General features: G+C 40.7%; 20 protein-coding genes and 1 riboswitch. Of the genes, 9 read left to right on the top strand and 11 right to left on the bottom strand.

All coding sequences use genetic code 11. The features are described 5' to 3' along the window. Positions 1-12 precede the first annotated feature (12 nt). On the bottom strand, positions 13-390 hold the full coding sequence (locus DFO73_RS00500; RefSeq protein ID WP_110062839.1) for a hypothetical protein: 378 nt from the start codon (positions 388-390) through the stop codon (positions 13-15). Between the two features lie 118 nt (positions 391-508). On the opposite strand from DFO73_RS00500, the gene DFO73_RS00495 reads away from it, so the two are divergent. The 3 genes from DFO73_RS00495 (at position 509) to DFO73_RS00485 (ending at position 2,997) form a co-directional block, all read left to right on the top strand. Then, positions 509-1,576, top strand: coding sequence for an undecaprenyldiphospho-muramoylpentapeptide beta-N-acetylglucosaminyltransferase (locus DFO73_RS00495; RefSeq protein ID WP_110062838.1), 1,068 nt, complete (start codon positions 509-511; stop codon positions 1,574-1,576). A 131-nt stretch (positions 1,577-1,707) separates the two neighbouring features. After that, positions 1,708-2,556 carry a hypothetical protein gene (locus DFO73_RS00490; protein WP_110062837.1) on the top strand — a complete coding sequence of 283 codons (849 nt, stop codon included), beginning with the start codon at positions 1,708-1,710 and terminating at the stop codon, positions 2,554-2,556. Then, positions 2,557-2,997, top strand: coding sequence for an HIT family protein (locus DFO73_RS00485; RefSeq protein ID WP_110062836.1), 441 nt, complete (start codon positions 2,557-2,559; stop codon positions 2,995-2,997). It begins immediately after the preceding gene. A gap of 20 nt (positions 2,998-3,017) precedes the next feature. On the opposite strand, the gene DFO73_RS00480 is transcribed toward DFO73_RS00485, so the two are convergent. Continuing rightward, complete coding sequence (locus tag DFO73_RS00480; protein WP_110062835.1) at positions 3,018-4,043, bottom strand: AI-2E family transporter; 1,026 nt, start codon at positions 4,041-4,043, stop codon at positions 3,018-3,020. A gap of 28 nt (positions 4,044-4,071) precedes the next feature. After that, positions 4,072-4,407, bottom strand: coding sequence for a hypothetical protein (locus DFO73_RS00475; protein ID WP_110062834.1), 336 nt, complete (start codon positions 4,405-4,407; stop codon positions 4,072-4,074). Positions 4,408-4,527: 120 nt separating this feature from the next. Between DFO73_RS00475 and DFO73_RS00470 the strand changes: the two genes are divergently transcribed. Continuing rightward, positions 4,528-5,373 carry an SDR family oxidoreductase gene (locus DFO73_RS00470; protein ID WP_110062833.1) on the top strand — a complete coding sequence of 282 codons (846 nt, stop codon included), beginning with the start codon at positions 4,528-4,530 and terminating at the stop codon, positions 5,371-5,373. 435 nt (positions 5,374-5,808) lie between these two features. After that, on the top strand, positions 5,809-6,951 hold the full coding sequence (locus DFO73_RS00460) for a metallophosphoesterase (RefSeq protein WP_110062832.1): 1,143 nt from the start codon (positions 5,809-5,811) through the stop codon (positions 6,949-6,951). A 33-nt stretch (positions 6,952-6,984) separates the two neighbouring features. Here DFO73_RS00460 and DFO73_RS00455 read toward each other — a convergent pair whose 3' ends face one another. The 6 genes from DFO73_RS00455 to pxpB form a co-directional block, all read right to left on the bottom strand. Further along, complete coding sequence (locus tag DFO73_RS00455; RefSeq protein WP_110062831.1) at positions 6,985-8,307, bottom strand: M14 family zinc carboxypeptidase; 1,323 nt, start codon at positions 8,305-8,307, stop codon at positions 6,985-6,987. Positions 8,308-8,836: 529 nt separating this feature from the next. Then, on the bottom strand, positions 8,837-9,628 hold the full coding sequence (locus DFO73_RS00450) for a putative hydro-lyase (RefSeq protein ID WP_110062830.1): 792 nt from the start codon (positions 9,626-9,628) through the stop codon (positions 8,837-8,839). A 20-nt stretch (positions 9,629-9,648) separates the two neighbouring features. Next, on the bottom strand, positions 9,649-10,839 hold the full coding sequence (locus DFO73_RS00445) for an NRAMP family divalent metal transporter (protein WP_110062829.1): 1,191 nt from the start codon (positions 10,837-10,839) through the stop codon (positions 9,649-9,651). A 246-nt stretch (positions 10,840-11,085) separates the two neighbouring features. Next, complete coding sequence (locus DFO73_RS00440) at positions 11,086-11,856, bottom strand: LamB/YcsF family protein (protein ID WP_110062828.1); 771 nt, start codon at positions 11,854-11,856, stop codon at positions 11,086-11,088. Between the two features lie 12 nt (positions 11,857-11,868). Further along, a complete protein-coding gene (locus tag DFO73_RS00435) occupies positions 11,869-12,870 on the bottom strand; it encodes a biotin-dependent carboxyltransferase family protein (protein ID WP_110062827.1) in 1,002 nt (333 codons plus the stop codon). Further along, complete coding sequence (gene pxpB / locus DFO73_RS00430) at positions 12,870-13,577, bottom strand: 5-oxoprolinase subunit PxpB (RefSeq protein ID WP_110062826.1); 708 nt, start codon at positions 13,575-13,577, stop codon at positions 12,870-12,872. Before pxpB ends, DFO73_RS00435 begins: the two co-directional genes overlap by 1 nt. A gap of 453 nt (positions 13,578-14,030) precedes the next feature. On the opposite strand from pxpB, the gene DFO73_RS00425 reads away from it, so the two are divergent. Continuing rightward, on the top strand, positions 14,031-14,753 hold the full coding sequence (locus DFO73_RS00425; RefSeq protein ID WP_258309125.1) for a CBS domain-containing protein: 723 nt from the start codon (positions 14,031-14,033) through the stop codon (positions 14,751-14,753). A 68-nt stretch (positions 14,754-14,821) separates the two neighbouring features. Here the strand turns inward: DFO73_RS00425 and DFO73_RS29060 are convergent, their stop codons facing one another. Continuing rightward, complete coding sequence (locus tag DFO73_RS29060) at positions 14,822-14,950, bottom strand: hypothetical protein (protein ID WP_258309124.1); 129 nt, start codon at positions 14,948-14,950, stop codon at positions 14,822-14,824. A gap of 153 nt (positions 14,951-15,103) precedes the next feature. After that, a riboswitch (PreQ1 riboswitch) is annotated at positions 15,104-15,146 on the top strand. A gap of 50 nt (positions 15,147-15,196) precedes the next feature. Here DFO73_RS29060 and queC point away from each other — a divergent pair. From queC to queE, 3 genes are read left to right on the top strand one after another with little or no spacing between them, the layout of a single operon-like run. Beyond that, entirely contained in the window at positions 15,197-15,856 is a 660-nt protein-coding gene (queC, locus tag DFO73_RS00420) for a 7-cyano-7-deazaguanine synthase QueC (RefSeq protein ID WP_110062825.1), read from the top strand. A 3-nt stretch (positions 15,857-15,859) separates the two neighbouring features. Further along, complete coding sequence (gene queD / locus DFO73_RS00415; RefSeq protein WP_110062824.1) at positions 15,860-16,336, top strand: 6-carboxytetrahydropterin synthase QueD; 477 nt, start codon at positions 15,860-15,862, stop codon at positions 16,334-16,336. Continuing rightward, a complete protein-coding gene (gene queE, locus DFO73_RS00410; RefSeq protein ID WP_110062823.1) occupies positions 16,329-17,060 on the top strand; it encodes a 7-carboxy-7-deazaguanine synthase QueE in 732 nt (243 codons plus the stop codon). The genes queD and queE overlap by 8 nt, the downstream gene beginning before the upstream one ends. Positions 17,061-17,484: 424 nt before the next feature. Here queE and DFO73_RS00405 read toward each other — a convergent pair whose 3' ends face one another. Continuing rightward, entirely contained in the window at positions 17,485-20,547 is a 3,063-nt protein-coding gene (locus tag DFO73_RS00405) for an efflux RND transporter permease subunit (RefSeq protein ID WP_110062822.1), read from the bottom strand. Positions 20,548-20,571 lie beyond the last annotated feature (24 nt).

The following is a 20,571-nucleotide window of genomic DNA, read 5'->3' as shown; positions in this document are numbered from 1 at the left end:
GGGCCGGTATTATTATCGGCCTCTTTCATTTGGCACACTGAATATAACATATTTGCCAGTCCACATTTGGCTGTTTACAATAAGTGTCTCTCCGCCTTTTTCAAAGAAGAAACCAGCTCCGTTTTGTTCAATAAAGCTCCAGCCGCTTGCCTCCATTTTTTCTTTTATTAGGTCATACGCTTTTCCCTGTTCCATTTGTGCCACATACCAAACTGTGTTGTTTTCCTCTGCAAGCTTCGTAATTTTGCTGATGCTTTTTTCTCCTTTCTCTGCTGCTTCACGCTTCGTAATTGATTCGATCGGAAGGTCGGGGTAAAAAATTTTTGAGTAAAATAACGATCCTGCTAAGGCTGCAAACAAAACGATAATCGAGAAGATCCATTTTTTCAAAAGGTTCACTCCTTCAAAACAGTTACCTATTCATTCAACATGAACCCAGTTTTTACCTTCTCTTGAAACTCAGTATAAATTATAATAGTAATATTAAATCTCTATAGGCAGGTATAAAATGAACAAACAATCAATCGTTTTTACTGGCGGCGGTTCTGCGGGTCATGTGACCCCAAATATCGCCATAATAAATGAACTATCCAAAGATGAATGGAAGGTCCATTATATAGGCTCGAAAAAAGGCATTGAAAAAGAGTTGATTACAAAAATGGGGCTGCCTTATTGCGGGATAAGCAGCGGAAAACTTCGAAGATATATTGATGCAGAAAATGTGAAGGATATTTTTCGTGTTTTAAAAGGGATTATAGAAGCAAGAAGCTTACTGAAAAAGCTAAACCCAATGCTCGTTTTTTCAAAAGGAGGCTTTGTTTCTGTGCCTGTGGTCATTGCCGCCAGATCATTAAGAATCCCTATTTATATTCATGAAAGCGATTTGACTCCAGGGTTGGCCAATAAAATTTCCCAGCGTTTTGCCACAAAAATCTTCACCTCCTTTGAAGAGGCCGCAAAGCATTTTCCAGCTAATAAAACGGTCGTAATCGGATCTCCTATCAGGAAAGAGATTTTTTCTGGTGATAAGGAGAGAGGAAGAAAGTATCTTGGTTTTACAAACGAACGGCCAATTTTGACGGTAATGGGAGGAAGCCTTGGAGCTAAAAAAATAAATGAAACAGTAAGGGCTTCACTTCAGGAGCTCACCGCCAAATACCAAGTCGTCCACCTATGCGGAAAAGGGCAAAAAGATGACAGTTTAGATAACACCACAAGCTATCGGCAATTCGAGTATGTAAACGAAGAGCTGCCTGATATCCTGGCAGCTACCGACACAATCGTAACACGGGGAGGGTCAAATGCCATTTTTGAATTTCTGGCTATGAAAATCCCCATGCTTATTGTACCTCTGACAAAAAAGCAAAGCAGAGGCGATCAGATTTTAAATGCGGAAGATTTCACAAAAAAAGGATACTCATTGACATTGGACGAAGAGAAATTAACTAAAAACAGTCTTATTCAATCACTGGAAAATCTCGAAAAAAACCGGGAAAACATCATCCGTAAAATGCAAACCTCCCCAATGGGAGATGCACTATCTGTCCTAATTAAAGAAATACAAAGTAATCGTTAACCTTGGCAGTGCAGTAAGATAAATAAATGAATGGATGATTTTTTAATGGACAAACAGCCTTTCAGTGCTGTTTGTTTTTTTATTTATGTATTACAATATAGGAAGAATTTAGAACATTTTGAAGGTGATCTATGAATACAAAATTAATTTTAATTGAAGGGCTTCCCGGCTCTGGTAAATCGACAACCGCCGGTATGGCAGCTGAAATTTTGAAACAAAAAGGGATTGAAACAAATCTATTTTTAGAGGGCAATCTCGACCACCCTGCCGATTATGATGGGGTCGCTTTTTTTTCAAAAGGAGAGTGGAATAGCCTGTTAGCAGATTTTCCATCCATAAAAGCACTTCTTAATGAAAAAGGATTTCAAAAGGATGTCGGGTATTTCTTGCCATATCAAAAGTTAGGAAGAAGCACTCCGGATGGATTTTTTGAAAGAGTCCTTAAACATGACGTCTATGAGCTTCCATTGGATTTGAACATTAAGCTTATTAAGGAGAATTGGAAACGGTTTGGAGAGCGTGCCAAGAAGGAAGATATGGTCTATATTTTTGAGTGCTGTTTTATCCAAAATCCGGTTACGGTTGGGATGGTTAAATACGGTGCGTCAAATGAAATGGTTAAAAATTATGTTTTGGCACTCGAAAAATCAATAAGAGAGCTTAACCCGATTTTAATTTATATCAACCAAAGGGACCTGGATTATTCCTTCAAAAAAACCATCAAAGAACGGCCGCAAAGCTGGTCGGAAGGTTTTATCAACTATTATACAATTCAAGGCCATGGCAAGTTGAATCATTTAGCAGGAGTTGAAGGCACTATAAAAGTACTGAAAGCGAGAAGAGAACTAGAATTGGACATACTTAATGAGTTATCTATAAGAAAATCCATAGTTGATAACTCTTCTTTCGATAAAAACATACATAAAAACGCAATGGAAGCTTTGTTGAACAACCATCTTAATCAGAAAGGAAATGTTTAGATGACCAATTTGGAAAATTGTCCATTTTGCTATCCGCATAGAGATCCAGATCAGCATATTATTTTTGAGAACAAAACATGCTACTTCCTTCAGCATAATACGGAGCAGGATGTATTAGAGGGAAGCGGAGTCATTGTCCCGAAAGCCCACCATAAAGATGCCTTTCACTTAACTGCTGAAGAGTGGAACGATACAAATGAATTATTGCAGAAAGCAAAGAAATATATTGATAAAAAATTCTCACCCGACGGCTACACTCTTGGCTGGAATGTTGGTCAGGCATCTAACCAAACCATCCTCCACAGCCATCTTCACGTTATCCCGAGATATAATGATGAGCCGCATGCGGGTAAAGGGTTAAGGCATTGGCTTAAGAAGCCGGATAATAAAAGAGCAGCATTGAAAAAAGATCAGAAAAAAAACACACAGCTTCATCTGTAACTGTGTGTTTTTTAACTAGATCAGGCTGCTTTTACAGGTGTTTTCGGTGGATTGTTTTTAACACCAAGCACATCAAGAAGAAAGACGAACACTGGAATGCCGACAATCAGTCCCCAAACGCCGAAGAAATGTTCCGAGAAAATAAGGACGATAAAAGTATAAAATACAGGCAAATCTGTTTTTGACGACATTAGCTTAGGATTTAGGATATACGCTTCAATCGCATGAATGACCATTATAACGATGAGTATATAAAATACTTGGATGAAACCACCAAGTGAATAGGCGATTGTACTAAGCGGAATAAGGGAAATAATCACACCGGCTACAGGAATGAGACCTAGCAGAAATATGAGAATGGATAGCCCCATAAGATGAGGAAAACCCATAATCCATAGTGCAAGTGTCGTTAAGGTGCAATTGACAAGCGCAATGACAAACTGCGCCTCTATAACCTTTCCAAACGTTTGCACGAATTTTTTGCCAAAGTATTCGATTTCATTATAGAAGTCTGCAATTTTGCTATATTTAAATTTCATAGTAAACTCAACAAGCTTAGGTTTTTCAAGAAGGAAGAACAAACTCAGGATCAAGGAGAGCATAACCTGGACGGCAATATGGCTAACATCTGAAAAGTATTGCAGCAAAAACGCAAACCCTTGCTCCAGATATTTCGAAATCTCATTTGTTTCGAGCATTTGAACCATATAGGTGATAACAATATTGTCATGCTTCTGCGTGTAAAAGCTTTCAACCTGCGTAAAAAGCTGTGATATTTCCGATACTATAAGGGGCAGGTATTTTGTAATCCCTATTGACAGCATGCCAATAATCGCTAGGTATAGACTTACTACCGTTAGCTTCCTATTTAGTTTAAATCTTGATAAAACCAGCTTCACAAGCCTGTCCATCAAGAATGAAAAAATAAAGGTAATCAGGATTAAGTTGATCATGCTTCTTAGCAAATAGAGCGCCAAAACAATAATCCCGAAAATAATAAAACGTTTTAATCCATTATTGTTAATAAATGATTTCAAGCTTTCCATTCTCATTCCTCCACACTTCTCTTCTTTTTCATATAGAAATCCCTCTGCCTATGTGGAGATAGTTGCTCTGAAACTTATGAGGAGTCATGTAAATATGGCTTTGAGGGACAAGAACAAAACCAGCAAATTCAAGCTTGTTGCGTTTCATATCATTAAGAGTAAAAACTTTCGCGGCAAGTTTCATAAAAGCAGCCACGGAAGCATTTTTCGATGCAGCATTTTTTACAACAGCTGCATCAATTACGATGGAATCCCCATTGAACTGTCTATCGAAATCAATCCACTTGTTCAATTCCGTTGTTTGCTGCAAAGATGAAGACAAACCAGATACTAGGAACAATATGCTAAATAATATGTGTGCCAACTTGTTCATCCTCTTAAAATTTCATTTTATTTATTATTTTATAATACTTTCTATTTTAATTATATAATTAATTGCAGTATTAAAATAAAAACTTCAGCACATGGACAAAGGATGATGGGTTTGAATAAGAAATATGCAGTTATAACCGGCTGTTCCAGTGGTTTTGGAATCTTAATGGCCATTGAATTAGCTAAAAATAACTTTCATGTCATTGCGACAATGAGGAACATGGAAAAAAGAAATTTATTAATGGAAAAAGCAAATATGGAAAGAGTACAGGGACAAATCTCCATCCATAAATTGGATGTTACCTTAGCAGAATCGATAGAGGATCTAAAAGCTTTACTAAACAATCTCCCATCAGTGGATGTCCTTATTAATAACGCAGGCTATGCCGGTGCAGGCTTTGTAGAGGAGATTCCGCTTGATGAATACAGAAGCCAATTCGAAACGAATGTTTTTGGAACAATAGCAGTTACACAGGCGGTTCTTCCGTTTATGCGTAAACAAAGAAAAGGGACGATCATCAATATAAGTTCCATTAGCGGAAGAGCAGGATTTCCCGGTTTATCTCCATATGCTGCCTCAAAGTATGCGATCGAAGGCTGGAGCGAATCTTTAAGGCTTGAAATGAAGCCTTTTGGCGTAAATATCGCTCTAATTGAACCAGGCTCTTTTAGAACAGGCATTTGGACAACAGGAAAAAAAGTAACGGAGCAATCAATGAAAAAAGACTCGCCATATTATGCTTATATGAGAAAAATTCAAGATTATCTTGATAAAAGCGAGCCTTTCTATGAAGATCCAATCATAGTAGCAAAAAAGGCGGCCAGCATTGCTTTGGAGGAAAATCCAACTTTAAGATATCCTGTTGGAAAAGGTGTACGAACCAGAATTAATTTAAAAAATATGCTGAGCTGGAAGAGTTGGGAAAAAGTAATGATGAAAACTTTGTACAAAAACTAATTAATAAACAAGTACACCGTAGTCAGCCACCATTGAGAAAAATAGGGAAAAGTACCGTCAATAAAAGGATTGATAATTTGCCGTTCTTCCTCTTTCAAATGAGTCATCAAGTTAAGCTTTGAATCGGAGATCACATTAATATTCCACGCATCTACCTGGGAGATAGCAAAAAGGTAAGAACAAAAAAATAAAACCAGAGTAAGCCATTGTATCAAGAAGATGAAAGTGAAAAAGACAGGAAATTATTGCAGCCAAAAGGCCTTTAAAGTAAAAAATCAAATCGTCCAGAATAAAATAACCTTTTTGCCTGGCCATAAAAATGGTTCAAAAGTTTCCTTTTTTATTCTTTTTTCTGAAGTTCCCAATCCCTGATTAATTTTCTAATATCAAGAGAAAATAAAAAAACTAGTCCATTAATCATCTGGGGGGGATGGAATGAAAAAGGGAATGAAAAAAGCTTTAATATTAACACTGTCGTTCATGACCCTGCTGATGGTCTGGAATCAAACACTAGCACAAGTATCCGGGCCTCCAACCATTCAATTGCGCCTTATGGAAACGACTGATCTGCATGGGAACATGATTGGATATAATTACGAAAATAGAAAAAAGACGGTAGAGTTTGGACTATCCAGAACGGCGAACTTGATCAAACAAGCCAGGGAGGAAGTGCCAAACTCCCTTCTTTTTGATAATGGAGACATCTTGGAAGGCAACGCACTTGATGAATATGCCTATAGGAGCCATCCGTTGGATCTGGCAAATGTCCATCCGGTTTTTAAAGCCATGAACACATTGTTATACGATGCGGCTACAGTGGGGAACCATGAATTTAACTATGGAATTGATTTTATGGAAGAAAGTTTAAGGGGAGCAAATTTTCCTTATATAAATGCCAATATATATGTAGAAGACCGAAACCATTTTGAAAATGATGATCTTAATTATTTTAATCCCTATACGATTCTCGAAAAAGAGGTGACAGATACAGCAGGGGAGAAGCATAAGCTTAACATTGGCGTAATTGGCTTTATCACTCCTATTGTCGCTGAATGGAATAAAGAGTATTTTCGAGGCAATCTGAAGGTGAAAAATATTAAGGAAACTGCTGAACATTTCATCCCGATCATGAAGAATAAGGGTGCAGATATCATTGTGGCTCTTGCCCACACTGGACTGCAATCAGATAAAGGATTGGATGAGAAAAAAGGCAACTCTGTCTATGCTCTAAGCAAGGTAAAAGGCATTGATGCCATTCTATTTGGCCATAGCCATTCTGTCTTTCCTGTAAGGGATGAACTGCAGAAGCTGCCAGGGATTGATTTGAATGCGGGGACCATAAATGGAACTGCTGCAGTACAGGCCGGGTATTGGGGCAACCATCTGGGACTCATTGATTTAAAAATTGTCCAACAGGAAGGCAGCTGGAAAGTTAAAAGCAGCTTATCCTCGATTAGGCCCGTTTATCGTACAATCAATAAGAAAAGCAGGCCTGCTATCCCGACAGATCCGCTAATTGAACAAATTATGAGAAAAGACCATAAAGAGACTTTGGATTTTTTGAAAGATAAAAAATAGAACCCCGCCCGTTGAAGGGAGGGGTTCTTAGATTTAAAAATCCTTCTCGGTATCTCTTGTAGATGGGTCTGTAATTCTGTTTGCCGATTCCGGTATAGCATCATAAACCGCTGGATCTACTTCCTTGATGGATCCATCTGCAAGTGCATTGAATAAATCGTAGAGCGGTGCCTTAACAGTTTCTTTCAGCATGCCAGCTTGTTTCTGTCCTAAAGTCTGGCTTTGCCCTTTAATTTCCATCAGCATAATCGCAGCATCGTTCAAGGCAAAGGCACCAAGCGCAGTACCCGGAAGGTTTACATCAGGGTATTTCTGAACTGCACCAAAGTGGGAGAAGCCTCTCTGCAATGTTTGAGCAGCAAGGGCATTCACCTGCTTGCCTAATGTAAGAACGTCTTCATCTACCTCGTATTGCTGTCCTGTAAATGGATCGGTATATGGGTCTGCCACAACAGCTGCAAGCTGCATCGGAACAGAGCGGTTATCTTCGTCAGAAACGGTATTGAAACCGCGGTGATGAACATCTACATAGACATCCGGCTGCAGCTCCTGGAAAACACTCGTAACCGTTCTGGCTTCTGCTGTTACGTAGAATCCGCCGAAGTTACTGTTATTGGTAGCTCTATCATTTAGGAAAGCTTCCACTTCATCTTTATCCTGGTCTTCCACTCTGAAATCCAGGTTCGGGTTATAGTCACGATTCTGGTCGTATCCAGGAATTCCATATACTACTCGTCCATTATTATTCTGAGCTCTTTCACTACCGTCACTGTTATAATACCATGGAGCTTTTGTACCTTCAGGTAGGTCAATGTTCTCCGGCAGCCACGTTTGGTGAGTATACCTTGTCGGATACCATTTATCTTCGTACTGGTTGTCTGCACCTTCAGGATTAATGCGCGGCATAATCCAGATAGAAACCTTGTCCAGCATTTCATTTACTTCTTTGGAATTTGTCGATAACTTTTGGATGATATCAATAGCCGCTTCTGTGCCGATTTGCTCGTTTCCGTGGATTTGTGTTGTGATCAGCACACTTTTTTTATTAGGATCTGCATCTCCGAATTTTACAACGTAAAGAGGCTCGCCTTTATCTTCTTCAGTTTGGTATCCATCAGGAGACTGGTTTGAATAACCGGCAATTTCAAGCTTCATTTTTCCATTAGAAGAAGCTTCCAGCTTTTGAAGGGTCTTATATAGCTCTTCATTTGACATATAGCTGGATAAAGAAATATTCTGTTCATTCTCAATGTACGGCCCATTTGGCTTTGACTGTGGATCTGCAAGAGCTGTTGACGAAGCAATCATTGACAGTGCTAGAGCTGCAGGAATTACTGCTTTAGTTACTTTTTTCATTCTTCCATCCTCCTAAGTGAATAATTATTATGTAGTGCGAAATTTTCGTATTGCTTAATAAAGAGTTTAATAGATAAAAGGAATAAAGTTAATTGAAAATACTGTATTTTATAAAAACGATTCAAAAGGCATAAGGGCAGATTGTTTATTTTAAGAAAAAGGAACCAGGCGAAATAGGTGATTATTACCATTTTGTAAAAAACTTAGGCTCTTTTCTCATAGAATGTTGTTTTTGTTTATGAAGTCTGCCCGTTGATTTCAGCACGGGGCACTTGCTTTCCGTTGGGAGGGTTGCGAGCCTCCTCGGCTTCGCCTGTGGGGTCTCGCACTTCCCTCTCTTCCCGCAGGATATTGTCTAAACATCCCTGAATTAACACCTCGTCGTAAGAAAATGCGGATGCATTTTCGAGGAGTCAAGTGCCATCCGCTACAATCAACTCAGTTGGTTAAAATACATTTGCCTTCAAAACAAACTATACGAAAACAGCCATAACATAAAAAAGCGCCCAGTTATCTGGACGCCTTCTTCTTAAAAAACAGCTAAATCTTCATTTTTCAAATCTGTGATAAACATATGGCCCGGTGCATGTGTAATCATGATTTCTGGCTTTACATGCATGGCAACTGCCTGAGGGGTGACACCGCAGGCCCAAAAGACCGGAACTTCCCCATCTTTAATTGTGACAGAGTCGCCAAAATCTGGCTGATTGATACTTTTAATCCCAATGGCTTCCGGATTCCCAATATGGACTGGAGCGCCATGGACAGAAGGGAAGCGGCTTGTCACCTGCACCGCTCTGATTGCATCTTTTTCCTGCATAGGCCGCATGCTGACAACCATTGGACCTTCAAACCGGCCTGCTTTTACACAATCAATATTCGTTTTATACATCGGCACATTTCGGTTTTCCTGTATATGCCTAATAGGGATATTATTTTTAATCAATGCCTCTTCAAACGTAAAACTGCAGCCCAGCAGAAATCCTACCATGTCTTCATTCCAATAAGAGCTTATATCTGTCAGCTCTTCAGCCAGCTCGCCGTTCCGGTAAATCCTATATTTAGGAATATCAGTTCTTATGTCAGCATCAGGAGCAGAGAGCTGCGGAACAGGAGAACCAGGTTCGGTGACATCAATGATTGGACAAGATTTCGGATTTCTTTGGCAAAAGAGCAAAAACTCGAATGCCATTTCTTTTGGAAGGATGGCCAAATTCGCCTGAATATAGCCATTTGCCATTCCAGATGTAGGCTTGTCCCAGCCTTGGCCGCGGATTACCTTACGTGCTTCTGCAGGACTCCAAAGAGAAGGGTCGCTCATGAGAAATTCTCCTTTCAGCCTTATTTAAATAATTGTGGAATACCATTTATTAATGAATAAACACCCATGTAAGACATGGCAGCAACAATTATCACGCCAAAAATCGTCATCCAAAGCGGATGCTTATAGTCACCGACAATTTTGGTTTTATAGGCAGCAACCAGCATGACACCTAATGCAATCGGCAAAATTAAACCATTTAATGAACCAACTAAAACTAAAATCTTAACAGGTTTTCCGATGATGACAAAAACAAGTGTGGATATGGCAATAAAACTTACAATCAGCCATTTGTGATATTTTTCCAGGACCGGGCTGAAGGTACGAATAAAGGAAACAGATGTATAAGCTGCGCCGACTACAGAGGTTACAGCGGCAGCCCACATAACAACCCCGAAAATTTTATAGCCGATATTGCCTGCTGCCAATTGGAATACGGAAGCAGGAGGGTTGGATGGATCGAGCGCCAATCCTTGAGATACAACCCCCAATGCAGCAAGGAAGAGGAATATACGCATGATAGATGCAATACCAATCGCACTGATGGAGCTTTTTGTAACTTCAGGAAGAGCTTCTTTTCCTTTAACCCCTGCGTCAATCAAGCGATGGCCGCCAGCGAATGTAATATATCCGCCAACTGTTCCGCCAACCAAAGTAATAATGGCAAGAATATCAATTTTATCCGGGGCGAATGTTTTAACAACAGCTTCGCCAACTGGAGGCTGTGCAGTAAACATGACATAAATGGTAAGGCCAATCATCACAAATCCTAAAATCTGTGTAAAGCGGTCCATCAGCCTTCCAGCTTCTTTTACAATAAAAATCCCTATGGCCAGGATTCCGCTTAGCAAAGCACCCATTTCAGGGGAGATGCCAAAAATTACATTGGTACCCAGGCCGGCTCCGGCGATGTTCCCAATATTAAAAGCCAGACCGCCCATGACAATAAGGACAGCGAGGAAATAACCAAGACCAGGAAGGAGATCGTTAGCAATATCCTGTGCCCGTTTCTCGGAAACAGCAATAATTCGCCAAATATTCATTTGTGCACCAATATCAATAATAATTGATATTAAAATAACAAAGCCAAAGCTGGCTAAAAGTGTTTCAGTAAATACAGTTGTTTGTGTGAGGAATCCTGGTCCTATGGCAGATGTCGCCATTAGGAACGCGGCCCCCAGCAATAAGCTCGCATTCGTTTGCTTTTTCATTCAGTTTCCCCCTGTTTTGTTTAATTTTAAAGTGTTTCGAGAAAAATTTAAGAAACAGGGCTCTTATGCCGCTTTTTGTTTCTAAAAAAGCGATCCAAGGAAGTGAGATTTATGTTTATCGTCAACTTTGCAAAAAATATCAATCAACTTTAGCTATATCGTCAACTATTTCGTTTTTTATCATAAGCTTTAGCCATATTTCATCACTCAGGCCAAACTATCATCAACTTCCCATAAAGGCCTCTTTCATTTCAAAAAATCACTAATTTTAGCTACCTTAATCCCTGCATCCCTCAGAGCAGTTGGAATATATTTGGCAAATTCAAGTGCGCTTTCACCGTCGCCGTGAATGCATATCGTATTGGCTTCGATGGAAACTTCCGTACCTTGAATAGCAGTTACTTTTCCTTCCTTTACCATCCGGATCACTTGTTTAACTGCAGCTGTATGGTCTGTGATGAGGGCATTGCTTTCTCTTCTGGAAGTTAGCGAGCCATCTTCCTGGTAGGTACGGTCTGAGAACACTTCATGGGCAGAACGGAGGCCGATTTTTTTCCCGGCTTTCACAAGCTCACTGCCAGCAAGACCAAATAGAATCAATTCAGGATCCACTTTATATACCGCTTCGGCAATTGCCTCAGAAAGAGGACCGCTTTTGGAAGCCATATTGAATAGGGCTCCATGAGGCTTTACATGCTGAAGCTTACCGCCTTCGGATTTAACAAAACCATATAAAGCCCCGATTTGGTAGACTACCAGGTCATAGGCTTCCTGGGATGTAATGCTGATTTCGCGCCGTCCGAATCCGGAAAGATCCTGCAAGCCAGGGTGTACGCCGATTCCGACGTTTTTATCCAATGCCATCTTTACCGTTTTGCGCATCGTGGCAGGGTCGCCTGCATGATAGCCGCACGCAATATTGGCAGAAGTAATATATTCCAGGATCTCCTCATCCCGTCCCATTTTATACGCTCCAAAACTTTCACCCATATCACAATTAATATCAACAATATGCATCTCATTTTCCTCCTATCTGGTTTTTAAATAGATTCCTTGTTTCAATTCTTTCAATTTCCATTCCCTCTCGAGGTATAGGCGCTGAGCCTTTTCATGCGATATTTCCACAAATCTCAGCTTATCACCGGGCTTGGCCTGTGCAAGCAGAGGGAGGTCGACAAAAGCCACTTGGCCGATTTTTGGATAGCCTCCGGTTGTTTGCCTGTCTGCAAGCAAAACGATCGGATTCCCATCAGGCGGAACCTGTATTGAACCAAAATTGACTGCCTCGGAAATCAATTCCGTGGGCTCAGATAATGAAAGGGCAGGGCCCTTCAGCCTGTAACCCATTCGATCTGACTGTGCAGTTACTTCAAAGGCGTCACCGATCAGTTTTTGCCGGCTCTCTTTTGAAAAAAGCTCAAATTGCCGGCCCTTTGTGAATCGGATGAACGGATTGGATTCAGTATTCGGAATGAGCTCGGCTGTTATGGACCAATCACTTTCTAAAAAAGACTGGCTTTGTAACTGACGTGCTAAATATTCCGTCATTTTATCTGATTGGTCTGATGGTGTCCCCAAAACAAGCAGGTCACCAGCTTTTAAAGCCCTTCCTTCATAACCGCCAATGCCAGCACGCAAATAAGTGGCTTTGCTTTTCATTACTTCGGGTACAGGGAAGCCTCCGGCAACACCCAAATAGGCCCGGCAGCCGCTCCGGGTATAGCCGAATTTTAGTTCGCTGCCTTTTTTCACAAAAATAGATCTCCAGGAGCGAACAGGTACGCCATTTATAGCTGGAGATAGATCCCCGCCGCAAATAGAGATAAGGGCATCTTCTTCAAAAATAATTGTGGGCCCAAGCATGGTTATTTCCAGAGTGGGTTCATTTTCAGCATTACCTGTCAGTAAATTAGCCATTCGGTGTGCAAATGGGTCCATCGCTCCGCTAGCAATCACGCCAAATTTTTGGAAACCGGTTCTCCCCATATCCTGTATATTTGAAAGGAGACCCGGTTTTTTAATTTTAAGCATTACTCCGTCTCCTTCCAATTCTCGTATTCTTTCAGACTAATCGGTTTGAATTTAATCTTATCCCCGGCTTTTAACAAGGTAGGGGAATCATCATGCGGGCGAAACAATTTCACAGGAGTTCGCCCAATCAGCTGCCAGCCGCCAGGTGTTTCGATCGGATAGATTCCAGTCTGCATGCCTGCGATGCCAACCGTTCTTTCTGGAATTTTCAAACGGGGAGATTCCCTTCGGGGAGCAGCGATTTTCTCGGACATGCCTCCAATAAAAGGGAAGCCTGGAGCAAACCCGATCATATAAACAAGATAGTCGCCCGAAGAATGAATGTTAATGACCTCCTCTGGTGTAATTCCATTATGCTTTGCAACATACTCCAGATCCGGACCAAAGTCACCGCCATAGCAAACCGGAATTTCAACCACCCTTGCATCTGCAGCTTTGCTTGCTTCTAAACCCTCCATAAGCGGTTGAATAAGAGAACAAACGTGGTCATATGGAAGCTTCTCATTTGAAAGCTGATAAATGAACAGAGGATCATAAAAAATGCAAACAGTCGTATAAGCAGGGATGTATTCAGTCATCCAATCCGGCGGCTGCTTTTCAAGAACTGCTGTTAAGGCCTGAACCTTTTCGTGGGCTTCTTGGCTAATTTCGTTTCCCAGTTCAATTAGGACAGCATTATCTCCCAAAGGGTGTAAATTATATTCCATCTTTTCACCTGCTTTCTTTTGAAAATATTATTCTAGAAAAAGTAATTAGGTTTTGCTCCTAAATGCAATTAGGAATCTTACTCTATTCACCAACACCTATGAAAATTGATTTCGATAGGTTTTGAAAAAGGTGTAAGGTCCAGTGTTTTCCAGCTATGCAGCAACTTTGAATAAACTGAATATATCATACTATAATAAACTGAAAATTCTTTTTGTGCAAATTCTTGTTCCAATATTTATTCATAAGTGAGTAAAACAAAGTTTTTGATATTTACCTTAATAAACATTTCTATTTTATTGGATTCACGCACTTTTAAAAGGAAAGTTATTAATTTTCCCAAACTCAACAGGACCATTTTAAGTGTATAAATATTCACGCGATCTCTTCATAGTTTACAAAACCTCTACAAATGGGAATAAAGAAGGAACACTATGAATTAGGGAGAGATACTCGTGGGTGCAAACACAGAAATTAACCTATCAGAAAGATTCGAAGCGGCTTTTAACCGTATTCATAAAGCCTTAAAACAATCTGCTAAAAAAGCTAGAACAGATAAATTTTATAAATTGATTGAAATCCAAAAAAATCATTCACTCATCCGATTATATGAGGATGATTTATATCAGTTTGCCAAACTAAGAAATGCAATTGTGCATGAGAAAATCGAACTCGACTATTACATTGCCGAACCTCATTTGGAGACAGTTGAAAGAATCGAAAGGATTGCTGAGCATTTTGAAAAGCCGAAATCCGCACTCTCGATTGCCGCGACACCAGTTTTTTATTTTTATGAGGATGGAAAGCTGTCAGATGTATTGGCCATTATCAATAAGTTTTCACACTCCCAGTTTCCTATTTATAATAGAAAGGAAGAGTACTCGTGGCTGCTGACTTCAGCAGATATCGTGAAATGGATGGCCGAGCATTTTACAGAAGAAACAATCCAGCTAAAAAAAGTGCAAATAAAAGAGCTTTTTAATAAAAAATCGAAGCATCAAATAACGTTTGTCAGCAAAGATACGTCCATATTTGATTTAGAGGATTTATTTGAAGAGTACCGGTCCAAAAGTGAAAAACTGGAAGGCATTATTGTTACTGAAAAGGGAATGCCGACTGAAAAGCCAAAAGGGATCATAACTGCCTGGGACCTTCTAGAAGCGGATGCCGAAAATTAATCATGAAAAAAGGTGCAAACCGATTGGTTCGCACCTTTTTTCAGTCCCCATAAGGGTTTACAGGAATCCTATTGCATCAGGCCAAAGCGGATTAGTGTGGGCCTATCCTGCACTTGCATCCCCGCTGACCTACGAGCAAAGATTCCTTTCTTTGCAATGCCAAACGAATACCGTGAAGTCGCTGTAAACCTGATCATGGCTTCAGTCCCTCCTTCTGGTTTTTGGCCTTGCATTATTCCCTTTTCCACGATTTTGAAAAATAAAACATCTTCCTCAAAACAAAATGTACCTGTAAAAAAGCTGAAAATATGATAAGATAAAGTGATAGCTAAAAAGAAATCCGTATGTTTACGGTAGAGGTTCTAGCTACCCTCTTTAAAAAACTAAGGAAAACAGGCCTGCTTTCTTAGTAGTCCTGTTTTTCTATTTAAAGGAGAATTTTTATGAAAAATGATAAAGCGCTCGTTGTTTTCAGCGGCGGCCAGGATAGCACCACATGCTTATTTTGGGCAAAAGAACGATTTGCAGAAGTAGAAGCAGTGACTTTTAATTATAATCAGCGCCATAAGCTTGAGATTGAATGTGCACAAGAAATTGCAAAAGAATTGGGCGTCAAGCATCATATTCTTGATATGTCTTTATTAAATCAGCTCGCTCCAAATGCCCTTACTCGTGACGAAATCGAAGTGAAGGATGGAGAAGAAGGAGAGCTGCCATCCACATTTGTACCTGGGAGGAACCTGCTATTCCTATCCTTTACTGGTGTCCTTGCCAGCCAGATCAATGCGAAGCACATCATTACTGGTGTTTGCGAAACAGACTTTAGCGGATACCCGGATTGCAGGGACGTTTTTATAAAATCACTAAATGTAACTCTTAACCTTTCAATGGACCAGCAGTTTGTCATTCATACGCCACTAATGTGGCTGAATAAAGCGGAAACATGGAAGCTGGCAGATGAACTGAATGCGCTTGACTATGTACGAGAAAAAACGCTCACTTGCTACAACGGAATTCCTTCTGATGGCTGCGGCGAGTGTCCGGCATGCCATTTAAGGCAAAAAGGGCTTGAAGAATACCTCCAAGAGAAAGGAGAGCTGTAAGCCATGTACGGATTCAGGATTGTTGATAAACTTCAAAAGATTGACAAGGATATTAAACGAGATCAGCTAAAATATCATCAAAAACGCGTTCTTGTCAGCAAGGAATTCACCTTTGATTCGGCCCATCACCTTCATTGCTATGAAGGCAAATGCAAAAACCTGCATGGGCACACTTACAAAGTCATTTTTGGCATCAGCGGATTTGTTGATGACAGAGGCCTTATGATTGACTTTGGCGATATTAAAGAAATCTGGAAAAAAGAAATTGAGATTTTCCTTGACCATAAATATTTAAATGAAACACTTCCGCCTATGAATACGACAGCTGAGAACATGGTTGTCTGGATTTATGAAAAAATGGCGGAATCCCTTCAAAACCGGAAGGATCAATATATTGGGGCACGGGTGGAATTTGTCCGCCTTTATGAAACTCCTACCAGCTATGCTGAAGCAAGAAGGGAGTGGATGGAGGTTGAGTAAAATCCCTGTTCTTGAGATTTTCGGGCCGACCATCCAGGGTGAAGGAATGGTTATCGGCCAGAAAACGATGTTTGTCCGTACAGCAGGCTGTGATTATTCCTGCAGCTGGTGCGATTCCGCTTTTACCTGGGATGGCAGCGCAAAAGACAGCATCCGCCAAATGGAACCCGATGAGATTTGGAAGGAGTTAAAAGAACTCGGGGGCGAGGGTTTTTCCTTTGTTACCATCTCCGGTGGCAATCCAGCTCTATTGAAAAACCTCGATGAGTTCATTTCTTTACTGAAAGCAGAAAGGATCCAAGTATGCCTTGAAACCCAGGGAAGCCGCTGGCAGGACTGGTTTTATGAAATTGATGAACTGACCATTTCACCTAAGCCTCCAAGCTCAGGAATGAAAACGGATTTTGAAATGCTTGATTTGATCCTCGGAAAACTCCAAAAAAGAGGCGATAGAAATAAACACGTCTCATTAAAGATTGTTATCTTTAATGATGATGACTATGAGTATGCAAAAATGGTCTATAAGCGCTATCCTGGCATCCCATTTTATTTGCAGGTGGGTAATGATGATACGGCTACTGCTGATGACCAGGATCTCATTCAAAGACTTCTTGGCAAATATAATTGGCTCATCGAGAAAACGATGGTTGACCCTGATTTGAAGGATATAAAAGTCCTGCCGCAGCTCCACACATATATTTGGGGCAATAAGCGGGGAGTATAACTTCTTCCATGAACCCGTTACATACATTATGTGCGGGTTTTCTTCTTTTTGAGTGCTTTTATACATACGGCCACACAGTTCCCAAAATGGTATCCGTTTTGAAGGAATATATCCCTGTCTATATACAAAAAAAATATAGTCCCGCTGTCAGAACTAATTCCCGGATACGAACTAATTGACGAAGGACCTTAAAAAATAAAGCTGCAAACCCGAAGAGGTTTGCAGCCTTTATGGTGTGTAATGAAACTGGTCTAGTGGTGGTATAGGTACCTGGTACTGAAAGGGGGCCGCCCACATTCCGGTCTGGTTAGTCCCGCAACGAAGCGAAGTTAGAAGAGGTGGACGGCCGTGAATATAGTATATGCAATCAAAGTAAAAGGATGCGAAAAACCTTTCACCATATTGGCAGGAAGGTTTTTGCAGCTTACTGGTCTAGTGCGGTATAGGTACCTGGTACCTTTTTGAATGCCAGATACATCATCGGCACGATGATCAGGGTTAGAATAACCGAGAACAGGATGCCTGAGATGATCGTGATGGCAAGAGGCGTAAATAAGGCATCGCCGCTTACTGCTACAGGGATTAATGCTACAATGGAAGTGAGTGCTGTTAGCAGGATGGGGCGGATTCTTGTACGGCCTGCTTCTACAACTGCTTCTTTTATAGCCATTCCATTTCTTAGACCTTGTTCCATAAATTCAATCAGCACGACAGAGTTTCTAACTACAATTCCGGTCAATGAAACCATCCCCATAACGGCAAGGAAGCTGATGGGCGTTTGTGTGACAAATAGTCCGAGGATTGCACCTGCAATCGCCAGATAAACAGCAACCAAGACGAGGAATGGAAGTCCCAGTGAGTTAAACTGGAAGGCAATCAGCAAGTATACGAGAAAGATGACAATGATAAATAAAACGGTAATCTCAGCAAAAAAATCATTTTGCGCCTGGTTTTCTCCGCCTATTGAAATGCTATAATCATTATCATTCAGCTCTTCCCGTTCACCTTCAACGACTTTCTGGACATTTTCCTTGAAATTCTCTTTATCCTTCGGGAAAGCTCTGATCGTAATAGCACGATCTCCATTAAGGTGAGGGATCCGCTGAATTTCTTCGGTTCTTTCTTCATCTACAAGAGTGTCAATAGACACAAGAGTTGGAGGACCTCCCCGGGCACTGCCAACCGCAATTTCAAGCTCGGAAAGATCAAGAGCTTCATCTTTTTCACCTAGAAGGATACGCATATCCATTTTGGTAACTCCATTGTCAAAAGGTTTAAGAGAAATCCCTTCGGATGCAAGACGAATTTGCTCACTAATCTGGTTAACCGTGATTCCATAATTCTCTAAAAGCTCCCGGTTCGGTACATACTTTAAGGTAGGCTCAGGATTACCGATATTATCGACAACAAAATCGGCTCCTGCTTTTTTCATATCTACTGTCAGGCTATCCCGAAGCTCCAAAAGCTTCCCGATTTCCGGTCCTTTAATCATTACCGTTACTGGTGCGCCGGCAGGAGGCCCCTGCTGGATGGTTTCCATAAAAATTTCAGCATCAGGATATTTATCCCGAAGCACGGAAGACCAGTCATCAATCAACCCCTGCGCTGTCTGGCTTTCCCGATCTACTCGAGCCACGATTTGTCCTGTATGAGGACCAGTTACCTTGAGTGAACTATTAAACAGATTAGGCAGCCCGGATCCGGCAAATATGCTCGTTTCCGTTACACCCTCATCACTTAAAAGCATTTCTTCAATCTTTTCTAGCTCATTTGCTGTTTCCTCAAGAATCGTTCCGATCGGCAGGGAAACATCAATCGTTACTTCTTCGCGGTCAGCAGCCGGGAAAAATTCAAACGGTGTTAATACAACCAATCCCAAAATTACTGTTGTAAAAATCAATCCAAGGATAGAAACAAGTTTTGGTTTTTTTGAAAAAGGCTTTAAAATTTTATCAGCATAGAAATCAGCTGTTTTATTCAATGGTTTGCCCAATAAACCAGGTGCATCTGAAACCTTTTTACTAGTTTTTCGATAAATCATAAAACGCATCATCGGCACAAAAATCAGCGCAACGAATGTTGATGCCAAAATAGTCGTAATCAGGACTGTCGGCAATGCACGGATAAATGCTCCATTGCCCCCAGATAAAAAGACGAGCGGAAGAAATGTAAAAACGATCGCCAGTGAAGAGGTGACAATGGAGACCCATATTTCTTTTGTCCCGTTTACAGCGCCGGCAAGGGCATTATCACCCAGCTTGTAGCGTCTTTGTATATTATCATTAACAACAATCGAATCATCAACCAGAATGCCTAATGCGATGATTGCACCAATGACTGATATTTGATTTAAATCTACATCCGAAAACGGCAGGGGAATCAGCCCCATTAAGACAGAGATTGGAATGGCAAGCGCCACGACAAAAGCGCCAGATGCCGTTAAACCAAGCGCAGTAGTTAAAATAACCGCAATTACTGAAATGGCGAGAGATAGGAATAATCCGTCAAAAATATCTGTTACCAAATTAGCCTGAGAGTAGTAATTCTCAAGTGTTACATTGTCAGGCAACCCTGTACTGAGCTCCTTCACTTTTTCACTTACTCTTTCATCAACAGACGGGATATCCTGGCCTTCTTCCACAAATGCGGTAAACGAAATAGAGGGCTTTCCATCTAGTGTTACGATATCTTCTTGTTCCTGATGAACAATTCCAGCCTTTCCCACATCTCCCAACAGGACTGATTCCCCTTGAGGAGACTTTCCTACAAATAAATCCTCAATTTGCTCTTCAGAAGTAAAATGATCGACAGTCAATTGCACAACTTCTTGATTTATTTCCTGCTTCCCAATGGGAGTTGGGTAATATTCCTCGTTAATTGCCTCGATCACATCAGGAAGGATAATGCCTTTTTCTTTTAATAGCTCAGGATCCAGCTGGATCGCTAATTCTTCTTCCGGGAGACCTTTAATTGTTACTCCCGATACTCCTCTTAAGGATTCAACTTCCTCTTTCCAGCGAGTTAATTCTTTTTTTAATGGAAGAAGATTCTCCATACCATTACTAGTCAAATGATAAGAGACGATTGGCATTTTAATCGTTGACTCATTAATTTCGGGTTCAAATGCTTCTTCAGGAAATCCGGAAGCTGTATCCGATACTGCCTGGCGGACATTGCTGAAAACTTCTTTTTTGTCTTCTCCGTCGGATACGGTTACGATTATAGCCGAGAAGCCAGCGGCCGAAGAAGAACTGATGTCTTCAATTCCATCAATAGACAGCAATTTTGATTCTAAGGGGTTTGTTATATTTCGTTCTACACTATCAACAGCAGCACCGGGATAGACAGTATTGACTGTGCCGATATTGACAGTGGTTTCAGGAATTTCCCTTTGCGGAAGCTGCATGAACGTAAACACGCCAATAATAACAAATAGTAAAAACAAGATAATAAAAATTTGGGATCGCTTTAGTATCCATCCAAGCATACATGTTCCTCCTCAGGGTATTGA

Origin of the sequence: Cytobacillus oceanisediminis (assembly GCF_003182355.1) — a bacterium.
Lineage (GTDB): Bacteria > Bacillota > Bacilli > Bacillales > Cytobacillaceae > Cytobacillus > Cytobacillus oceanisediminis_A.
Note: the sequence above shows the minus strand (reverse complement) of the source record. Positions and strands in the feature narration are given on the sequence as shown.